Origin of the sequence: Aliihoeflea aestuarii (assembly GCF_024105665.1) — a bacterium.
GTDB lineage: Bacteria > Pseudomonadota > Alphaproteobacteria > Rhizobiales > Rhizobiaceae > Aliihoeflea > Aliihoeflea aestuarii.
On the sequence record NZ_JAAAMK010000001.1, the window covers coordinates 265,010 to 283,182 of the forward strand.

The following is an 18,173-nucleotide window of genomic DNA, read 5'->3' on the forward strand; positions in this document are numbered from 1 at the left end:
AATGCCCGATTACGTTAAGGTGATGCGCGACGGCGAGGTGGCCATCATCACCCTCGACAACCCGCCCGTCAACGCGATGAGCCATCATCTGCGCGAACCGCTGTTCGCCGCGCTGAAACAGGCGCGCGACGACGATGCGGTCAAGGCGGTCGTCATCGCCTGTGCGGGACGCACCTTCGTCTCGGGCGCCGACATCACCGAGTTCAACACGCCCAAGGCGCTTGCCGAGCCGTCTCTGCGCGATTTGTGCGCGCTGCTCGACGCATTTCCCAAGCCCACGGTCGCCGCGATCCACGGTACGGCCTTTGGCGGCGGGCTGGAGCTTGCCCTCTCGTGCCATTACCGCGTGGCCGTCAAATCGGCGCAAATCGGCCTGCCGGAAGTCAAGCTCGGCCTCCTGCCCGGAGCCGGCGGCACGGCGCGCCTGCCGCGTCTGACCGGGCCGGTCGAAGCGCTCAAGATTGTCTCCAGCGGCAATCCCGTTGCCGCCGACAAGGCAGCGAAGCTCGGCATCGTCGATGAAGTGACGGACGGTGATCTCGCCGAGGCGGCCATCGCATTCGCACGCGGAAAGATCGGCACGCCGCTCGCTCCCGTCAGCGGCAGGAGCGACAGAATCGCCGATGTGGATATGGCTGCGTTCGATGCTGCATCTGCGGAGGTCGCCAGGAAGGCGCGCGGGCTCGATGCACCGGTCAAATGCGCCGAAGCCGTGCGCAACGCGATCACCATGGATTTCGACGCGGCGCTGAAGCGCGAACGTGAATTGTTCATAGAACTGGTACAGGGCACGCAGTCGAAGGCGCAGCGGCATTTATTCTTCGCGCAACGCGAGGCCGCGAAGGTCGAAGGCGTCGGCAAGGAGATCGAGGCGCGCCCCGTCAAGCGCGTCGGGGTGATCGGAGCGGGCACGATGGGCGGAGGCATCGCCATGTCCTTCGTCAATGGCGGCATTCCCGTCACGCTTCTGGAGATGAACCGCGAAGCGCTCGACAGGGGCCTGGCGACGATCGCGAAGAACTACGAGATTTCCGTCTCGCGCGGGTCGATGACGACTGAAGCGAAGGACCAGCGCCTTGCAGCCTTCAAACCGACCACCGACTACGCCGATCTTGCCGAATGCGATCTCATCATCGAGGCCGTGTACGAGGAGATGGGTGTCAAGAAGGAGGTGTTCGGCAAGCTCGAAACCGTTGCGAAGCCCGGCGCGATCCTCGCCACCAACACGTCGTATCTCGACGTGAACGAAATCGCAGCGTCGACCGCGCGTCCGCGGGACGTGGTCGGTCTTCATTTCTTCTCGCCCGCCAATGTGATGAAGCTTCTGGAAATCGTGCGCGGCAACAGGACCGCGCCCGACGTGCTTGCCACGGCGCTGGCGCTGGCCCGCAAGATCGGCAAGGTGCCGGTGGTCGTGGGCGTATGCCACGGTTTCGTCGGAAACCGGATGCTTTCGTCCCGCTCGGCCGAGAACGAAGACCTCTTGATGGAGGGCGCGGACCCGGCGCAGATCGACAAGGTGTTCACCGATTTCGGCTGGCCGATGGGACCGTTCGCGATGGGCGATCTGGCCGGGCTCGACATCGGCTGGCGCAACCGCAAGGCGCTGGGCAAGACCGCGCCGATCGCCGATGCGCTATGCGAACAGGGCCGCTTCGGCCAGAAGACCGGCAAGGGCTTCTACATCTACGAGGAAGGATCGCGGGCGCCCAAGACGGACCCGGAGGTATCGAAGCTGATCGAGGAAACCGCACGCGCAAAGGGCGTCAACCGGCGCGCCATTTCCGACGAAGAGATCACCGAGCGCACGCTTTATCCGCTGATCAATGAAGGTGCGCGCATTCTCGAAGAGGGGATCGCCGCGCGCGCGTCGGACATCGATATCGTGTGGACCAACGGATACGGCTTCCCGATCGGCAAAGGCGGCCCGATGTTCTACGCCGACACGGTGGGGGTGAAGACCATCGTCGAGCGACTGGATCACTGGCACGGCAAGACCGGCAAGGAGGTCTACAAACCCGCTGCGCTGCTGCGAAAGATCGCCGAGGCGGACGGCTCCTTCTCGGCATCGAAGAAAACCGGATGACGAAGCTGGCGAACGCCCCCTGGAAAGCCGTCTATCCGGCGGGGCTGTCGCCGGATACGCCGCTCGACGTCTGGCCGATCCACGAAACGCTCGACCGTGCGGCGGCGAAATGGGGTGACAGACCGGCTTTCGTCTTTCGCGGGCGCGATTTTTCCTATTTTGACCTGAAGCGCGAAGTCGACGATTTCGCCGCCCGGCTCATCGGCGCGGGCTTTCGGACCGGCGAACGCATCGCGCTCCTGCTTCCGAACACGCTCTACCATCCGATCGCGTTCTTCGGCGCGCTCAAGGCCGGGCTGACGGTGGTTCACCTATCACCGCTCGACGGCGACATTGTGCTCGAGCACAAGCTTTCCGACAGCGGCGCGCGCGCCATCGTCACCACCGACATGGGCGAACTGGCTGCAAAGGCGGGCATGCTACGCGACAAGGGGCTGGTCTCGCGCCTTTTCGTGGGCGAGGCTGCGGCGCTCGATGAAGGAACGCCTGTCTGGCAGGGAATCGACGAGGCGCGGTCCGTCGATTTCCCTCGCGTCGCCGCCGCCGATCTGGCGCTGCTGCAATATACGGGCGGGACGACCGGACTGCCCAAGGGTGCGATGCTGACCCATGCCAATCTGTCGGCAGCGGTTTCGAGCTACGACATCTGGTTCGCCGCGCATGGGCTCACCCGGCCCGGCGAGGATCGCGTTCTTCTGTTCCTGCCGCTATTTCACATCTACGCGCTGACGGCGGTCATGCTTCGCGCCGTCAATAACGGCCAGACGCTCGTTCTCCATACACGCTTCGACGCCGAGACGGCGTTGCGCGAAATCGAGGCCGGTGCGACCAGCTTTCCGGGCGTGCCGACCATGTGGATCGCCATCGCCGGAACACCGGGCTTCGAAAAGCGCGACTTCTCCTCACTGCGTTATTGCGCGTCGGGCGGCGCGCCGCTTCCGGTCGAGGTGGCGCACAGATTGAAGAAGGCGACCGGGCACACTCTCCTCGGCGGTTGGGGAATGACCGAAAGCTCGCCCGCCGGCACCAACATACCGGTAACGCGACCGGACAAGGTCGATACGATCGGCGTGCCCCTTCCCGGCATTCATTTGGATATCGTCGCGCTCGACGATCCGGCCCGCGTTCTTGGCGTCGGCGAAACCGGAGAATTGCGGATTTTCGGGCCGAACGTGACCTCGGGCTATTGGAACCGGCCGGAAGATACGCGGGCCGCCTTCAGCGATGGCGGCTTCCTGACCGGCGATATCGGGTTCATGGATGCGGAAGGCTTTTTCACCATCGTCGACCGCAAGAAGGACATGATCATCTGCGGCGGCTTCAACGTCTATCCGCAATTGATCGAGCAGGCCGTCTACGTCCATCCCGACATCGAGGAGGTTCTGGTGATCGGCGTGCCCGATGCCTATCGCGGCGAAACGCCGAAAGTGTTCGCCAAACTGCGCGACGGTGCGCCGGAACTGACGCTCGAAAAATTACGAGCCTTTCTGAACGGCAAGATCGGACCGCACGAGATGCCCGGTGCCTTCGAAATCCGCGATGCGCTGCCGCGAACGCCTGTGGGAAAACTTTCGAAACTCGAACTGAAGAAAGAGGTGGCCGCCATCGCCGCCCGATCCGGAGGATTTTCATGACCGATGCCGTCATCGTCTCGACCGCCCGCACGCCCGTCGGCAAAGCCTATCGCGGCGGGCTGAACGACACGTCCGGCGCCGATCTCGGCGCCCACGCCATCCGCCACGCGCTGACCCGCGCCGGCATCGAGGGCGGCGAGATCGGGGACGTGATCATGGGCTGTGCCATGCAGGAAGGCACGACCGGGCTCAATGTCGCGCGTCGCGCAGCGCTCGTCGCGGGACTGCCGGAGACCGCCGCCGGCACCACCATCGACCGGCAATGCTCGTCCGGCCTGCAATCCATGGCGCTGCTCGCCAACGCCATTCGCAACGATGGCGTCAAGGTCGGCATCGCCGGCGGGCTGGAATCCATCAGCCTCGTCCAGAACGACCACCGCAACACCTTCCGCCTCGTCGACAAGACGCTCACCGGCGCCGCCGCCGATGTCTACATGCCGATGATCGACACCGCTGAGATCGTGTCAAAGCGCTACGGCATCTCGCGCGAGCGACAGGACGAATATGGCCTCGAAAGCCAGCGCCGCGTCGCGGCCGCGCGGGAGGCCGGCAGGTTCGACGCCGAGATCGCGCCCATATCGACCCGCATGGCGGTGGTCGACAAGGAAACGAAGGAAATATCCTACCGCGAGGTCGAGATCGCCCATGATGAAGGCCCGCGCCCGGAAACCACGGCCGAAGGGCTTGCCGGCCTCAAACCGGTGCGCGAGGGCGGAACGATTACCGCCGGCAATGCCAGCCAGCTTTCCGACGGCGCATCGGCCCATGTGATGATGAGTTCGGCGGAGGCCGAACGGCGCGGAATTGCCCCGCTCGGCATTTTGCGCGGGTTCAACGTCGCGGGCTGCGCGCCGGACGAAATGGGCATCGGCCCGGTCTATGCCGTGCCGCGCCTGCTCGAGCGCCACGGCCTGAAGGTCGACGATATCGGGCTTTGGGAACTCAATGAAGCCTTCGCCGTGCAGGTGATCTATTGCCGCGACCGGCTCGGTATCGAACCGGCCAGGCTCAACGTCAATGGCGGCGCGATCGCACTCGGCCATCCCTATGGCATGTCGGGTGCGCGCCTGTCCGGCCACGCGCTGATCGAGGGCAAGAGACGCGGTGTGAAATATGCGGTCGTGACCATGTGCGTCGGCGGCGGTATGGGCGCGGCCGGCCTGTTCGAGATCGTTTGAGGAGAACGAAATGGACCTTCGCTACACCAACGACGAACTCGCCTTCCGCGACGAGGTGCGCGCGTTCCTGAAAGACAATCTGCCCGAGGAAATCCGACAGAAGATGATCGACGGCGAGAGCATGGACAAGCAGGACCTCGTCACATGGTCGCGCATCCTGAACGAAAAGGGCTGGGCGGTGCCGCACTGGCCGACAGAATATGGCGGCACGGGCTGGGACCCGATGCGGCAATACATCTTCCTTGAAGAGACGCAGAAATGGCCAGCGCCGCAGCCGCTCGCCTTCGGCGTCAACATGGTGGGGCCGGTCATCTACACCTTCGGCAACGAGGCGCAGAAGAAGCGCTATCTGCCGGCCATCGCCAATCTCGATGACTGGTGGTGCCAGGGGTTTTCAGAACCGGGCGCAGGTTCGGATCTTGCCTCGCTGAAAACGCGCGCGGTGCGCGAAGGCGACCACTATGTCGTCAACGGCCAGAAAACCTGGACGACACTTGCCCAATATGCGGACTGGATTTTCTGCCTCGTGCGAACCGATCCAGACGCCAAGAAGCAGTCCGGCATCTCGTTCCTGCTGATCGACATGAAGACGCCCGGCATCGAAGTGCGCCCGATCGTGACCATCGATGGCGGGCGCGAGATCAACGAAGTGTTCCTGACCGACGTGAAGGTGCCGGTCGAGAACCTCGTCGGCGAGGAGAACAAGGGCTGGGATTACGCCAAGTTCCTGCTCGGCAACGAGCGCACCAACATCGCACGCATCGGCATGTCGAAGCAGCGCATTGCGCGCATCCGCGAACTTGCCGCCAAGGAGATGTCGTCGGGCCGGCCCTTGATCGAGGACGAGCGCTTCCGCGAAAAGCTCGCCTCGGTCGAGATCGATTTGAAGGCGCTGGAACTGACCCAGCTTCGCGTGGTGGCCGCCGACGCAAAGCGCGGCAACACCGGCAAGCCCGATCCGGCTTCGTCGATCCTGAAGATCAAAGGCTCGGAGATCCAGCAGGCAACGACGCACCTTCTGATGCAGGTCATGGGTCCGCACGCTTTGCCCTATCATACGGGCGATGCGGACGGATCGAACGAACTGCCGATCGAACCCGATTACGCCGCGACCGCAGCGCCGGGCTATTTCAACTTCCGCAAGGTCTCGATCTATGGCGGCTCGAACGAGATCCAGAAAAACATCATCGCCAAGGCGGTGCTGGGGTTGTGACCACTTTGGGTTGGACCGCTCAACGGCTGAAACTGCTTACTGGAGGACCGATGGACTTTGACCTCACCGACGAGCAATCGATGCTCAAGGACTCGCTCGACCGCCTTTTGAAAGATTCCTACGGCTTCGAGCAGCGGCGCAAACATATGGCGGACCCGGCCGGCTACAGCGCCGAAATGTGGAACGCGTATGCCGAGATGGGGCTGATGGCCTTGCCCTTTGCGGAAGAAGACGGCGGGCTGGCCGGCACGCCGGTCGAAACCATGATCGTGATGGAATCGCTTGGCCGCGCGCTCGCGCTCGAACCCTATTTTGCCACGGTGATCCTCGGCGGCGGCGCGCTCAAGGCCGCCGGATCGAGCGACCAAAAAGCCGAACTCATTCCGCAGATCGCGGACGGATCGCTGAAGCTCGCCCTTGCCCACACCGAACGCAATTCGCGCTACGATCTCCACCATGTCGAGACGCAGGCGACGAAGGATGGCGACGGCTGGCGGCTGACGGGCCAGAAAAGCGTCGTCCTGCATGGCGAGGCTGCCGACAGGCTGATCGTCGTCGCGCGCACCGGCGGCGACATCCGCGACGAAAACGGCATCGGGCTTTTTCTCATCGACGCAAACGCCGATGGCGTGACGCGCCGAGGATACGCCACGCAGGATGGATCGCGCGCCGCCGAAATCAGCCTCGACAACGTCGCGGCAGAAGCCTTGGGAGCACCCGAAAACGGTCTTCCGGCCTTGCGCAAGGTCGTTGACGGCGCCATCGCTCCGCTGGCGGCCGAGTCGATCGGCGTCATGTCGGCCATGAACGAGTTGACGGTCGATTATCTCAAGATGCGCAAACAGTTCGGCGTTCCGATAGGCGCCTTCCAGGTGCTTCAGCACAAGGCCGTCGACATGTATGTCGCCATCGAGCAGGCGCGTTCGATCACGCTCTATGCCACGATGATGGCGGACAGCGACGACGCGGAAGCCCGCGCGCAGGCCATGCACGCCGCCAAGGCCGAGATCGGGCGCGGCGGGCGCATCGTCGGCGAAAACGCGATCCAGCTTCACGGTGGCGTCGGCATGACGATGGAATATGCGGTGGGACACTATTTCAAGCGTATGACGATGATCGACACGCAGTTTGGCGACAGCGATTTCCATCTGCGCGCGCTGGCGCGCGGGGAGGGATTGTTCAAAGCGGCATGACCTCCAGGCCAGCGCATTGCGACGCCGGCCGGTCCATGCCACATATCGCGCCACGACGAACACGCACGGGATCTATCCATGGAAATCCGCCAGTTGACAGAAGACTATTCGGTCGCGCCGCAGATCGGCATCGAGCATGTACCGCTGATCAAGGGCGCAGGCTTCAAGTCGATCGTTTCCAACCGCCCCGACACCGAAGACGGCGCGATCCCCCATGATGAGATCGAAGCGGCCGCACGCGCGGAGGGCCTCGAATTCCGCTATCTTCCGGTGGTTTCCGGACAGATCACGGATCAGAACGTAACGGATCAGGCAGCCGCCCTCGCCGAACTGCCGAAGCCGGTTCTGGCCTATTGCCGCTCGGGCACGCGCTGCACGAACCTTTACGCCCTCATCCAGCAGCAGCGTGGCTCATAAGGGCAGCGCGTCGGTTTCCTTCAGTGTCTGAAGGACGATGGCCGTCTTGACGTGCTGCACGGATTCGTGCGGCAGCAGCACCTCGTTCACGAAATCGGCCAGCGATTTCAAATCCGGCGTCACGACCTTGACGAAATAATCCATTTCGCCGGTCATCGCATATGCCTCCTGCACTTCCGGCAGCCGGGCCAGAAGCTCGGCGAAGCGCCGTGCATTGTCGCGATTATGCGTCGCGAGCGTCACCGAAATAACGTTGACCAGCGGGAAGCCGAGACGTTCGCGGTCGAGCGTTGCCCGGTAGCCCTTGATGTAGCCTACATCCTCGAGCCTCTGGCGACGGCGGGAGCATTGCGAAGCCGAGAGGTGAATCTTTTCGGCAAGATCGCCATTCGTCAAACGCGCATCCGCCTGCAACGCCGCGAGAATCTTGCGGTCGAATTGGTCTATGTCGGGCTTGTCGCTCATGTTTACCCATGATCATGCATGATTTGCGCATGAAGACACCATCCAGTGCGGCAAAATGCAAGCCGATTGCGCAGCGCTCGCGCTATTCTTGCCTGATCAGTTTCAGGAGGAATGAATGGGTCCGTTCCCGCACGACGCGCCACCCGCACAGATCACCACCGACAACCCGGCCGGAACCGACGGTTTCGAGTTCGTGGAATTCGCGCATCCCGAGCCGGAAAAGCTCGCCGAACTTTTCGAGCGCATGGGCTACGCCAAGGTCGCCACGCACAAGACGAAGAAGATCGACGTCTGGCGGCAGGGCGACATCAACTATGTGGTGAATGCGGAGCCCGGCTCGCATGGCATGCGCTTCGTGGAGGAACACGGCCCTTGCGCGCCGGCGATGGCGTGGCGGGTCGTCGATGCCAAGCACGCGTTCGACCATGCCGTATCGAAGGGCGCAGAGCCCTATACAGGCAACGACAAGACGCTCGATGTGCCGGCCATCGTCGGCATCGGCGGATCGCTGCTGTATTTCGTGGAAACCTATGGTGCGAAAGGCTCGGCCTATGACGCCGAGTTTGACTGGACGGCCGAGAAGAACCCGAAGCCTAAAGGCGTCGGCTTTTATTATCTCGATCACCTCACCCACAATGTCTATCGCGGCAACATGGACAAGTGGTGGGCGTTCTATCGCGAGTTGTTCAACTTCAAGCAGATTCACTTCTTCAATATCGATGGGCGCATCACGGGCCTCATGAGCCGCGCGATCACCTCGCCCTGCGGCAAAATCCGCATTCCGCTCAATGAGTCCAAGGACGATACGAGCCAAATCGAGGAATATCTCAAGAAGTACAACGGCGAAGGCATCCAGCACATCGCGGTCGGCACGGACGGCATTTACGATGCGACCGACAGACTGGATGCCAATGGCCTGCGCTTCATGCCGAAGCCGCCGGATACCTATTACGAGAAGAGCCATGACCGCGTGATCGGCCATGACGAACCGCTCGAACGCATGATGAAGCACGGCATCCTGATCGACGGCGAAGGCGTGGTCGATGGCGGCACCACCAAGATTCTGCTTCAGATCTTCTCGAAGACCGTGATCGGGCCGATCTTCTTCGAATTCATCCAGCGCAAAGGCGACGAAGGCTTTGGCGAAGGCAATTTCCGCGCGCTGTTCGAGAGCATCGAGGAAGACCAGATCCGGCGCGGCGTGATCAAGGTCGAGGCTGCCGAGTAGGGCTAGAAAGAACAAAGTGGGGAGGAAGGGCCTCGCCTTCGGGCGAGGCCCTTTTTTATACGCGCAGCGCCCGTCAGGTCTCGTATCGTTCGACCGTCTGCTCGATGGCGCCGAAGATGGAGTGGCCCGCTCCGTCTTTCATCTCGATGCGCACAATATCCCCGAAACGCATGAAGGGCGTCGCCGCTTTCCCGGCCTCGATGGTCTCGATCATGCGGATTTCCGCAATGCAGGAATAGCCGACCCCGCCATCGGCCACCGGCTTGCCCGGCCCGCCGTCGAGCTTGTTCGATACGGTGCCGGACCCGATGATCGTGCCGGCGGCAAGCGGCCGCGTCTTCGCCGCGTGTGCGATCAGCGCCGGGAAGTCGAACGTCATGTCGATGCCCGCATTCGCACGGCCGAAGGGCTGGCCGTTATAATCGACGTTCAGCGGCAGATGGAGTTTGCCGCCGTCCCACGCCTCGCCGAGTTCGTCAGGCGTGACCGCGACGGGGGAAAAGGCCGAGGACGGTTTGGACTGGAAGAAGCCGAAGCCCTTGCCGAGTTCGCCCGGGATCAACCCGCGCAGCGACACGTCATTGACGAGCATGACGAGGCGGATCGCCTCGCGCGCGGCGTCAGTGCTCGCGCCCATGGCCACATCGTCGACGATGACCGCGATCTCGCCTTCCATGTCGATGCCAAATGCCTCGTCAGCCATGCGGATCGCATCGCGCGGACCGAGGAAGCTGTCGGACCCGCCCTGATAGATCAGCGGATCGGTCCAGAACGAGGCAGGCATTTCAGCGCCCCGCGCCTTGCGCACGAGTTCGACGTGGTTGACGTAGGCCGAGCCGTCCGCCCACTGGTAGGCGCGCGGCAGGGGCGACAGAACGTCATGCTCATGAAAGCGCTCCGACGGCACCGAGCCATGCTCCAGACTTTCCGCCAGCGCTTCGAGATGCGGCGCAAGTCGGCGCCAGTCATCGAGCGCCGCCTGCAGGGTCGGAACGAGGAACGACGCGTCCGTGTAGCGCGTCAGGTCCCGCGAGACGACGACGAGCTTTCCATCCCGCGTCCCGTTCTTCAGCGTGGCAAGTTTCATGCAGTCTCCATCCCTGATGTGTTTCGATCGGAACGATCAGTTCCAATCGCCCTCCGGCGTGCCGTTGAAGCGCTTCTTCAGATCGCTCCAGCAGTCGATATAGTCGTCCTGAAGCGTCTCAAGTTCCAGCCCGAAACGCGTCACGAGTTGAGGAAAGCGCGTCTCGAACATGAAGGCCATCGTATTTTCGAGTTTCGAGGGCTTCAGATCGGCGCGCGACGCCTTCTCGAAGCCGCCCGCATCCGGGCCGTGCGCGAGCATCATATTGTGCAGGCTCATGCCGCCGGGCACGAAACCTTCCTCCTTGGCGTCGTACTGGCCTCGGATCAGCCCCATGAATTCGGACATGATGTTGCGATGATACCAGGGCGGCCGAAACGTGTTTTCTGCCACCAGCCAGCGCGGCGGGAAGATGACGAAATCGATATTGGCCGTGCCTTCCTCGCCGCTCGGCGCGGTCAGCACCGTGAAGATCGACGGATCCGGGTGGTCGAAGAGGATCGCGCCGACCGGCGAAAAGGTCGAAAGGTCGTATTTGTAGGGCGCGTAATTGCCGTGCCACGCGACCACATCGAGCGGCGAATGGTCGATTTCGGTGACATGGAACCGGCCGCACCATTTCACGATGATGCGGCACGGGGTTTCCTTGTCCTCGTACCATGCCACCGGCGTTCGGAAATCGCGCGGATTGGCAAGGCAGTTCGCGCCGATCGGGCCGCGATCCGGCAGCGTGAATTTGGCGCCGTAGTTCTCGCACAGATAGCCGCGCGCCGTCGCAGCCATGAGCTCGACCTTGAAGGTGAGCCCGCGCGGCAGGATGCAGATTTCGCCGGGCTCCACTTCGATGACGCCCATCTCGGTCAGGAAACGCAGGCCGCCTTCCTGCGGCACGACAAGCATCTCGCCATCGGCGTTGAAGAAATGATCGTCCACCATGTCGGCATTGGCGACATAGACATGAGCGGCCATTCCCGCCTGCCCCAGCACATCGCCCGCAAGCGTCATGGTGCGGATGCCGGAAATGAAATCAGTCTTTTCCTGCGGGACCGGCACCGGGTTCCATCGAAACTGGCCGAGCGGCAGTTCATGATCGCCCTTCGACGGCGCGGAGAGCCACAGCGGCAGATCGAACGGCTTGAAGCGGCGATGATGCTTCACGCTGGGTCGGATGCGGTAGAGCCAGGAGCGCTCATTGGTGCCGCGCGGCGCGGTAAACGGGGAGCCGGACAGTTGCTCGGCATAAAGCCCGTATGCGGGACGCTGCGGCGAGTTCATGCCATGCGGCAGCGCGCCAGGCAGGCTCTCGGTCTCGAAGTCGTTGCCGAAGCCCGGCATATAATCGAAGCGCGACTTCGGCTTGGCCACGGGCGAGGTGTGGCCAAGGGGTCTGCTGATCTCGTTCATGTCGACCTCCCGACAGTTCGGCGATTTGACCGCCACGTCCAATTCGTTACATTCGTAACCATTGAAAATGTAACCATCAAGCGGCTGAAGCATGTCCGACACGACACTGAAACTCGAGACTTTCCTCCCCTACCGTCTCAACCGGTTGGCAGATGCGGTCAGTCGCGACTTCTCCCTGATCTATCGCAACCGGCACGGCATGACCCGTCCCGAATGGCGGCTTCTCGCCACACTCGGCCAATATGGAACGATGACGGCGACGCAGATCGGCCGGCATTCGGCCATGCACAAGACGAAGGTGTCGCGCGCGGTTTCCGCGCTGGAAAAGCGCAACTGGCTGAAGCGCGAGGCGCATGACGAAGACCGGCGACTGGAGCATCTGGCTTTGACCAGAGCGGGCGAAACGGTCTACCGCGAGCTTGTGCCGCTTGCGAAAGCATTCGAAGGCAGGATGCTCGCGGCAATGACTGCACAGGACCGCGAAGCGCTTCTCAAGGGAATCGCGGCCCTGGAACGGACGAGCAGCCCCTGAGCTACCAGTCCATCACCACCTTGCCCGAATTGCCCGAGCGCATCGCGTCGAAGCCGGACTGGTAATCGTCGATGCCGATGCGGTGCGTGATCAGGCCCGACACGTCGAGAGGCCCCTGCACCAGCGCAATCATCTTGTACCAGGTCTCGAACATCTCACGCCCGTAGATGCCCTTCAGGGTCAGCATCTTGAAGATGACCTTGTTCCAGTCGATCTCGAAGCCGGTCGGCGCGATGCCGAGGATGGCGATCTTGCCGCCATTGTTCATCGTGTCGATCATGTCGCGGAAGGCGGCGGCCGAGCCAGACATTTCGAGGCCGACATCGAAGCCTTCCGTCATCCCCTCCTCGCGCATCACGTCGCGCAGATTTTCCTTCGAGGCGTCGACGACGTGATGGATTTTCATCTTGCGGGCAAGGTCGAGGCGGACGGGGTTGATGTCGGTGATGACGACCTTGCGCGCACCGACGCATTGCGCCACGAGCGCGCCCATGATGCCGATCGGCCCTGCGCCCGTCACCAGCACGTCCTCGCCGACGAGATCGAAGGAGAGCGCGGTGTGGACGGCGTTGCCGAGCGGATCGAAGATCGCGGCGATCTCGTCCGTTACGTCGTCGGGAATCGGCACGACATTGTGCTTGGGCAGGACGACATATTCGGCGAAGGAACCGGGCCGATTGACGCCGACGCCGAGCGTGTTGCGGCACAAATGCCCGCGCCCCGCACGGCAGTTGCGGCAATGGCCGCACACGACATGCCCCTCGCCCGAGACGCGCTGACCGACCTTGTACTCGGAGACAGCCGCACCGAAATCCGCGACTTCGCCAACGAATTCGTGGCCGGTCACCATCGGCACCGGGACCGTCTTTTGCGCCCACTGGTCCCAATTGTAGATATGGACGTCGGTGCCGCAGATGGCGGATTTCTTGACCTTGATGAGGACGTCGTTGGGGCCGACCTCGGGAAGCGGCACCTCTTCCATCCAGATGCCGGGCTCGGCCTTCGCCTTCACCAGTGCGCGCATCATGTTGGACATCAGACCACTCCCATCTCTTTGCCGACCGCCGCAAAGGCCGCGACCGCGCGGTCGACGTCATCGGTGGAATGCGCGGCCGACATCTGCGTCCTGATCCTCGCCTGCCCTTTCGGGACGACAGGGAACGAAAAGCCGATGACGTAGATGCCGTGGTCCATCAGCCGGTCGGCCATGCCCTTCGCCACCTGCGCATCGCCCAGCATGACCGGGATGATCGGGTGGTCGGCACCTGCAAGCGTGAAGCCGGCCTTTTCCATGCCCAAACGGAATCGCGCGGCGTTGCCGTTCAAATGGCGACGCAGCGCATCACCGTTTTCGACCATGTCGAAAACGGTGAGCGAGGTCGCGGCAATGACCGGAGCAAGCGTGTTCGAGAACAGATAGGGCCGCGACCGCTGGCGCAGCCAGTCCACCACTTCGCGCTTGCCAGACGTGTAGCCGCCAGATGCGCCGCCGAGCGCCTTGCCGAGCGTGCCGGTGACGATGTCCACCCGGCCCTCGACGCCGCAATGCTCGATCGAGCCGCGTCCGTTCTCACCGACGAAACCGACGGCGTGGCTGTCGTCCACCATGACCATGGCGTCGTATTTTTCGGCCAGATCGCACACGCCCTGAAGGTTCGCGATGATGCCGTCCATGGAGAACACGCCGTCGGTCGCGATCAGCCGAAAGCGGGCGTCGGCCGCTTCCTTCAGCCGCGCTTCGAGTTCGGCCATGTCGTTGTTGGCGTAGCGATAGCGCCGCGCTTTCGAAAGCCGCACACCGTCGATGATCGAGGCATGGTTGAGCGCATCGGAAATGATCGCGTCCTCGTCCGACAGGAGAGTCTCGAACAGGCCCGCATTGGCGTCAAAGCAGGAGGAATAGAGGATCGTGTCCTCGAACCCGAGGAAGGAGGAGATGCGCGCTTCCAGTTCCTTGTGTTCTTCCTGCGTGCCGCAAATGAAGCGCACTGAAGCCATGCCGTAGCCGTAGCGGTCGAGTGCGGCCTTTGCCGTCTCGCGCAGTTCGGCGTTGTCGGCGAGGCCGAGATAGTTGTTGGCGCAGAAATTCAGCACCTTGCGGCCGTCCGCCTCGATCTCGGCGGACTGCATGGAGGTAATGACGCGTTCGGACTTGTACAGCCCGGCCGATTTCAGGTCGTCGAGTTCGCCGGACAGATGGGAAATAAAGGTTTTGCTCATCGCCGTTTCCTACGCTCTCAGCGTTCCAATTTCCAGCATCATTCCCGAAACGAAAACGGGCGCCGAAGCGCCCGTTCAAAAGCCGAAAGCCGGATCAGAAGAACGCCTGAATGCCGGTCTGCGCGCGTCCAAGGATCAGCGCGTGGACGTCGTGCGTGCCTTCATAGGTGTTGACCGTCTCGAGGTTCTGCGCGTGGCGCATGACGTGGTACTCGACCTGAATGCCGTTGCCGCCGTGCATGTCGCGCGCCTGACGCGCAATATCGAGCGCCTTGCCGCAATTGTTGCGCTTGACGAGCGAGATCATCTCCGGCGCGAAGCGGTGCTCGTCCATCAGGCGACCGACGCGCAGGGACGCCTGAAGGCCGAGCGCGATCTCCGTCTGCATGTCGGCCAGCTTCTTCTGGAAGAGCTGCGTGCCGGCGAGCGGCTTGTTGAACTGCTTGCGGTCGAGACCGTACTGGCGGGCGCGGTGCCAGCAATCCTCGGCAGCGCCCATCGCGCCCCAGGAAATGCCGTAGCGCGCGCGGTTCAAGCAGCCGAAGGGGCCGGACAGACCGGAAATGTTCGGAAGCAGCGCATCTTCACCGACCTCGACGCCGTCCATGACGATTTCGCCGGTGATCGACGCGCGCAGCGACAGCTTGCCGCCGATCTTCGGCGCGGAAAGACCCTTCATACCCTTTTCGAGCACGAAGCCGCGAATCTTGTTGTCATGCGCGACGGACTTCGCCCACACGACGAACACGTCGGCGATCGGCGAATTGGAAATCCACATCTTCGCGCCCGAGATGCGGTAGCCGTTGGCGGTCTTTTCGGCGCGCGTCTTCATGCCGCCCGGATCGGAGCCGGCATCCGGCTCGGTCAGGCCGAAGCAGCCGATCCATTCGCCCGAAGCAAGTTTCGGCAGGTACTTCTTGCGCTGCTCTTCCGAGCCATAGGCGTAGATCGGGTGCATGACGAGCGAGGACTGCACGCTCATCATCGAGCGGTAACCGGAATCGACGCGCTCGACTTCGCGTGCGACGAGGCCATAAGCCACATAGCCCGCGCCGACGCCGCCATATTCCTCGGGGATCGTGACGCCGAGGAGGCCGGCCTCACCCATCTCGCGGAAAATCGCAGGATCGGTCTTCTCCTCGAGATAGGCTTCCTGTACGCGCGGCGCGAGCTTGTCGGCCGCAAACGCCGCCGCCGTGTCACGGAACATGCGCTCGTCTTCGGTGAGCTGATCGTCGAGAAGGAAAGGATCGTTCCACGCAAATGCGTCGGACGTGTCCTTGGGTCGGACTTCCATATTCATCTTAGCGGTCCCAGTTTGAATTTCGGCGGCAACTTAGTCCCGTTGGCGCGCGGGGGGAACCATTTTTCTGGAAAATATTCGAAGCCTAAAACATTTTAACGCTCAAAGGCGCACGGCGTAGCGCATCGCATCGTAGATAGCGGCGTGGATGTTGCGGGCGGCGACGGCGTCGCCAATGCGGAACAGGTCGAACGTGCCGCCGGACGATCCGCGCGGGAACAGATCGCCCGAACCGGAGACGAGGGCGTCATAGTCGACCGCGCCGCCATTGCGCGAATGCGGTTTCAGCGCGTGGTAAAGTTCGTCATTGGCAAATGTGCCGTGCTCCACGATCACCTGATCGACGTGCCGCTCGCCCTGCCAACCGGGCGCGTAATCGGAGCCGAGCGTGGCGACGAGCGCGTTGCCATCACGCCGAACGGCAATGACGCGGGTGTTGATCGTGATCCGCACGTTCTTTTCCTGAAACGCCTTCATGTAGGGCGCATGGTTCATGCCGCCCATTTCCGGCGCGAAGAGGCGTTCGGGTGAGACGAGTTCGACCCGCGCGCCGGCATTGGCTGCGACTTCCACAGCCGACATGCCCTGATGCCCGCCATTGTCGTCATAAACGAGCACGTTTTCAGCCGGCTTCACCGCACCCGACAGGATGTCCCAACTCGATACGACAAGGTCGTCCCCAGCCTCGAGCGGCGGGTTCTGGGGCAGACCGCCGGTGGCCACGATCACGGCATCGGGTTCGAGAGCCAGCACGTCATCGGCTTCGGCCCAGCAATCATAGCGGATCGTCACGCCCAGATGCTCCAGCTCGGACAGCCGCCAATCGACGATGCCGACGAGTTCGCGCCGCCTCGGATTCTGCACGGCAAGACCGATCTGGCCGCCGGCGCGGCTCGATGCTTCCAGAACGCTGACCTTGTGGCCGCGCTCGGCCGCAACGCGCGCCGCCTCAAGCCCGGCCGGACCAGCGCCGACGACCACGACGTGCCGCGACGGACCCTCCGCCTTGGGAACCACATGCGAAAGCTGGCTTTCGCGCCCTGTCACCGCATTGTGGATGCACAGCGCACCGCCGCCCTCATAGATACGGTCGAGGCAATAGGTCGCGCCGACGCAGGGGCGGATGCGATGCTCGTTGCCTGCCCTCACTTTGGCGACGATGTGCGGATCGGCGATGTGGGCGCGCGTCATGCCGACCATGTCGAGCTTACCTTCCGCGATCGCGTGCCGCGCCGTCGCGACATCGGAAATGCGCGCGGCGTGGAAGACCGGGAATTTCGTCGCCGCACGCACCTCGCCGGCAAAGTCGAGATGCGGGGCAGAGCGCATGCCCGTCACCGGGATCACCTCCGTCAGCGCCGCATCCGTATCGATATGGCCGCGGATGATGTTGAGGAAATCGACTTTGCCGGATGTGGCCAGAAGGCTTGCGATCTCGATGCCCTCCTCGCGCGACAGGCCGTTTTCCAGATCCTCGTCGGCGACCATGCGGATGCCGACGACGAAATCGTCGCCGACTTCCGCCCGCACGGCATCCAGAACGCGGCTGGAAAACCGCATGCGGTTTTCCAGCGATCCGCCATAGATGTCTTCGCGCCGGTTGGTCGCCGGCGACCAGAAGGCGTCCATCAGATGGCCGTAGGCTTCGAACTCGACACCGTCCAGCCCGGCCTCCTTCATCCGCGCGGCCGCGCTCGCATAATCCGCCACGATGCGCTCGATGTCCCAATCCTCCGCTTCCTTCGGAAAGGAGCGATGCGCCGCCTCACGCACCGGCGACGCGGACAGGACGGGCAGCCAGTCCGCCCGATTCCAGCCGGTGCGGCGGCCGAGATGCGTCAACTGGATCATCACCTTGCAGTCATGCTCATGGCAGCCTTCGGCAAGGTCGCGCATGTAGGGCACGATCTCGTCGCGCCAGGCTTCGAGGTTGCCGAAGGCGGCCGGGCTGTCGCGCGAGACGAGCGCCGATCCGGCCGTCATCGTCAGCGCCATGCCGCCCTTGGCCTTTTCGGCATGGTAAAGCCGGTAGCGTTCGCGCGGCAGACCATCTTCCGCATAGGCCGGTTCGTGCGCGGTCGACATGACCCGGTTCTTGAAAGTCAGGTGCTTAAGGGTGAACGGCTGGAGCAGTGGATCGGCGGTCATATCTCACCCTTGCGGCGGAGGCTTCATAACCGCATTGTTCGGGCTTCCAAATCACAGGAGCAGTT

General features: G+C 63.0%; 15 protein-coding genes. 8 read left to right on the forward strand and 7 right to left on the reverse strand.

Annotated elements, in window-relative coordinates; translation table 11 throughout:
- Window position 1: 1 nt before the first annotated feature.
- The 6 genes from GTW25_RS01300 to GTW25_RS01325 all read left to right on the forward strand — a co-directional run bounded on the left by GTW25_RS01300 (window position 2) and on the right by GTW25_RS01325 (window position 7,721).
- On the forward strand, window positions 2–2,086 hold the full coding sequence (locus GTW25_RS01300; RefSeq protein ID WP_252910177.1) for a 3-hydroxyacyl-CoA dehydrogenase NAD-binding domain-containing protein: 2,085 nt from the start codon (window positions 2–4) through the stop codon (window positions 2,084–2,086).
- Window positions 2,083–3,720 carry an AMP-binding protein gene (locus GTW25_RS01305; RefSeq protein ID WP_252910178.1) on the forward strand — a complete coding sequence of 546 codons (1,638 nt, stop codon included), beginning with the start codon at window positions 2,083–2,085 and terminating at the stop codon, window positions 3,718–3,720. Before GTW25_RS01300 ends, GTW25_RS01305 begins: the two co-directional genes overlap by 4 nt.
- Complete coding sequence (locus GTW25_RS01310; RefSeq protein WP_252910179.1) at window positions 3,717–4,898, forward strand: acetyl-CoA C-acyltransferase; 1,182 nt, start codon at window positions 3,717–3,719, stop codon at window positions 4,896–4,898. Before GTW25_RS01305 ends, GTW25_RS01310 begins: the two co-directional genes overlap by 4 nt.
- A 10-nt stretch (window positions 4,899–4,908) precedes the next feature.
- The gene (gene pimC, locus GTW25_RS01315; protein ID WP_252910180.1) at window positions 4,909–6,111 is read left to right on the forward strand and encodes a pimeloyl-CoA dehydrogenase large subunit; all 1,203 of its coding nucleotides are present in this window, start codon (window positions 4,909–4,911) and stop codon (window positions 6,109–6,111) included.
- Window positions 6,112–6,161: 50 nt separating this feature from the next.
- Window positions 6,162–7,304 (forward strand): acyl-CoA dehydrogenase family protein, encoded by a 1,143-nt coding sequence (locus GTW25_RS01320; protein ID WP_252910181.1) that lies wholly within the window; start codon window positions 6,162–6,164, stop codon window positions 7,302–7,304.
- 78 nt (window positions 7,305–7,382) lie between these two features.
- A complete protein-coding gene (locus GTW25_RS01325) occupies window positions 7,383–7,721 on the forward strand; it encodes a protein tyrosine phosphatase family protein (protein WP_252910182.1) in 339 nt (112 codons plus the stop codon).
- On the opposite strand, the gene GTW25_RS01330 is transcribed toward GTW25_RS01325, so the two are convergent.
- Window positions 7,716–8,186: an Lrp/AsnC family transcriptional regulator gene (locus GTW25_RS01330; protein WP_252910183.1), complete on the reverse strand. Its 471-nt coding sequence runs from the start codon at window positions 8,184–8,186 to the stop codon at window positions 7,716–7,718. The genes GTW25_RS01325 and GTW25_RS01330 overlap by 6 nt on opposite strands.
- A 115-nt stretch (window positions 8,187–8,301) precedes the next feature.
- On the opposite strand from GTW25_RS01330, the gene hppD reads away from it, so the two are divergent.
- Window positions 8,302–9,414 carry a 4-hydroxyphenylpyruvate dioxygenase gene (hppD, locus tag GTW25_RS01335; RefSeq protein WP_252910184.1) on the forward strand — a complete coding sequence of 371 codons (1,113 nt, stop codon included), beginning with the start codon at window positions 8,302–8,304 and terminating at the stop codon, window positions 9,412–9,414.
- A 73-nt stretch (window positions 9,415–9,487) separates the two neighbouring features.
- Here the strand turns inward: hppD and GTW25_RS01340 are convergent, their stop codons facing one another.
- Window positions 9,488–10,501, reverse strand: a complete 1,014-nt coding sequence (locus GTW25_RS01340; RefSeq protein ID WP_252910185.1) for a fumarylacetoacetate hydrolase family protein — start codon at window positions 10,499–10,501, stop codon at window positions 9,488–9,490.
- 36 nt (window positions 10,502–10,537) lie between these two features.
- The gene (gene hmgA / locus GTW25_RS01345) at window positions 10,538–11,905 is read right to left on the reverse strand and encodes a homogentisate 1,2-dioxygenase (RefSeq protein WP_372493031.1); all 1,368 of its coding nucleotides are present in this window, start codon (window positions 11,903–11,905) and stop codon (window positions 10,538–10,540) included.
- Between the two features lie 91 nt (window positions 11,906–11,996).
- Here hmgA and GTW25_RS01350 point away from each other — a divergent pair, with 91 nt between their 5' ends.
- The gene (locus tag GTW25_RS01350; RefSeq protein WP_252910186.1) at window positions 11,997–12,437 is read left to right on the forward strand and encodes a MarR family winged helix-turn-helix transcriptional regulator; all 441 of its coding nucleotides are present in this window, start codon (window positions 11,997–11,999) and stop codon (window positions 12,435–12,437) included.
- Window position 12,438: 1 nt separating this feature from the next.
- On the opposite strand, the gene tdh is transcribed toward GTW25_RS01350, so the two are convergent.
- From tdh to GTW25_RS01370, 4 genes are all read right to left on the reverse strand, one after another.
- Complete coding sequence (gene tdh, locus GTW25_RS01355) at window positions 12,439–13,473, reverse strand: L-threonine 3-dehydrogenase (RefSeq protein ID WP_252910187.1); 1,035 nt, start codon at window positions 13,471–13,473, stop codon at window positions 12,439–12,441.
- Complete coding sequence (locus GTW25_RS01360) at window positions 13,473–14,657, reverse strand: glycine C-acetyltransferase (RefSeq protein WP_252910188.1); 1,185 nt, start codon at window positions 14,655–14,657, stop codon at window positions 13,473–13,475. The genes tdh and GTW25_RS01360 overlap by 1 nt, the downstream gene beginning before the upstream one ends.
- A 94-nt stretch (window positions 14,658–14,751) precedes the next feature.
- Complete coding sequence (locus GTW25_RS01365) at window positions 14,752–15,954, reverse strand: acyl-CoA dehydrogenase (protein ID WP_252910665.1); 1,203 nt, start codon at window positions 15,952–15,954, stop codon at window positions 14,752–14,754.
- A gap of 108 nt (window positions 15,955–16,062) precedes the next feature.
- A complete protein-coding gene (locus GTW25_RS01370; protein ID WP_252910189.1) occupies window positions 16,063–18,108 on the reverse strand; it encodes an NADH:flavin oxidoreductase in 2,046 nt (681 codons plus the stop codon).
- Window positions 18,109–18,173 lie beyond the last annotated feature (65 nt).

Coding starts and splice junctions, on each gene's coding strand:
- GTW25_RS01300 (WP_252910177.1), top strand. CDS start 2: ATGCCCGATTACGTTAAGGTGATGCGCGACGGCGAGGTGGCCATCATC.
- GTW25_RS01305 (WP_252910178.1), top strand. CDS start 2,083: ATGACGAAGCTGGCGAACGCCCCCTGGAAAGCCGTCTATCCGGCGGGG.
- GTW25_RS01310 (WP_252910179.1), top strand. CDS start 3,717: ATGACCGATGCCGTCATCGTCTCGACCGCCCGCACGCCCGTCGGCAAA.
- pimC (WP_252910180.1), top strand. CDS start 4,909: ATGGACCTTCGCTACACCAACGACGAACTCGCCTTCCGCGACGAGGTG.
- GTW25_RS01320 (WP_252910181.1), top strand. CDS start 6,162: ATGGACTTTGACCTCACCGACGAGCAATCGATGCTCAAGGACTCGCTC.
- GTW25_RS01325 (WP_252910182.1), top strand. CDS start 7,383: ATGGAAATCCGCCAGTTGACAGAAGACTATTCGGTCGCGCCGCAGATC.
- GTW25_RS01330 (WP_252910183.1), bottom strand. CDS start 8,186: ATGAGCGACAAGCCCGACATAGACCAATTCGACCGCAAGATTCTCGCG.
- hppD (WP_252910184.1), top strand. CDS start 8,302: ATGGGTCCGTTCCCGCACGACGCGCCACCCGCACAGATCACCACCGAC.
- GTW25_RS01340 (WP_252910185.1), bottom strand. CDS start 10,501: ATGAAACTTGCCACGCTGAAGAACGGGACGCGGGATGGAAAGCTCGTC.
- hmgA (WP_372493031.1), bottom strand. CDS start 11,905: ATGAACGAGATCAGCAGACCCCTTGGCCACACCTCGCCCGTGGCCAAG.
- GTW25_RS01350 (WP_252910186.1), top strand. CDS start 11,997: ATGTCCGACACGACACTGAAACTCGAGACTTTCCTCCCCTACCGTCTC.
- tdh (WP_252910187.1), bottom strand. CDS start 13,473: ATGTCCAACATGATGCGCGCACTGGTGAAGGCGAAGGCCGAGCCCGGC.
- GTW25_RS01360 (WP_252910188.1), bottom strand. CDS start 14,657: ATGAGCAAAACCTTTATTTCCCATCTGTCCGGCGAACTCGACGACCTG.
- GTW25_RS01365 (WP_252910665.1), bottom strand. CDS start 15,954: ATGGAAGTCCGACCCAAGGACACGTCCGACGCATTTGCGTGGAACGAT.
- GTW25_RS01370 (WP_252910189.1), bottom strand. CDS start 18,108: ATGACCGCCGATCCACTGCTCCAGCCGTTCACCCTTAAGCACCTGACT.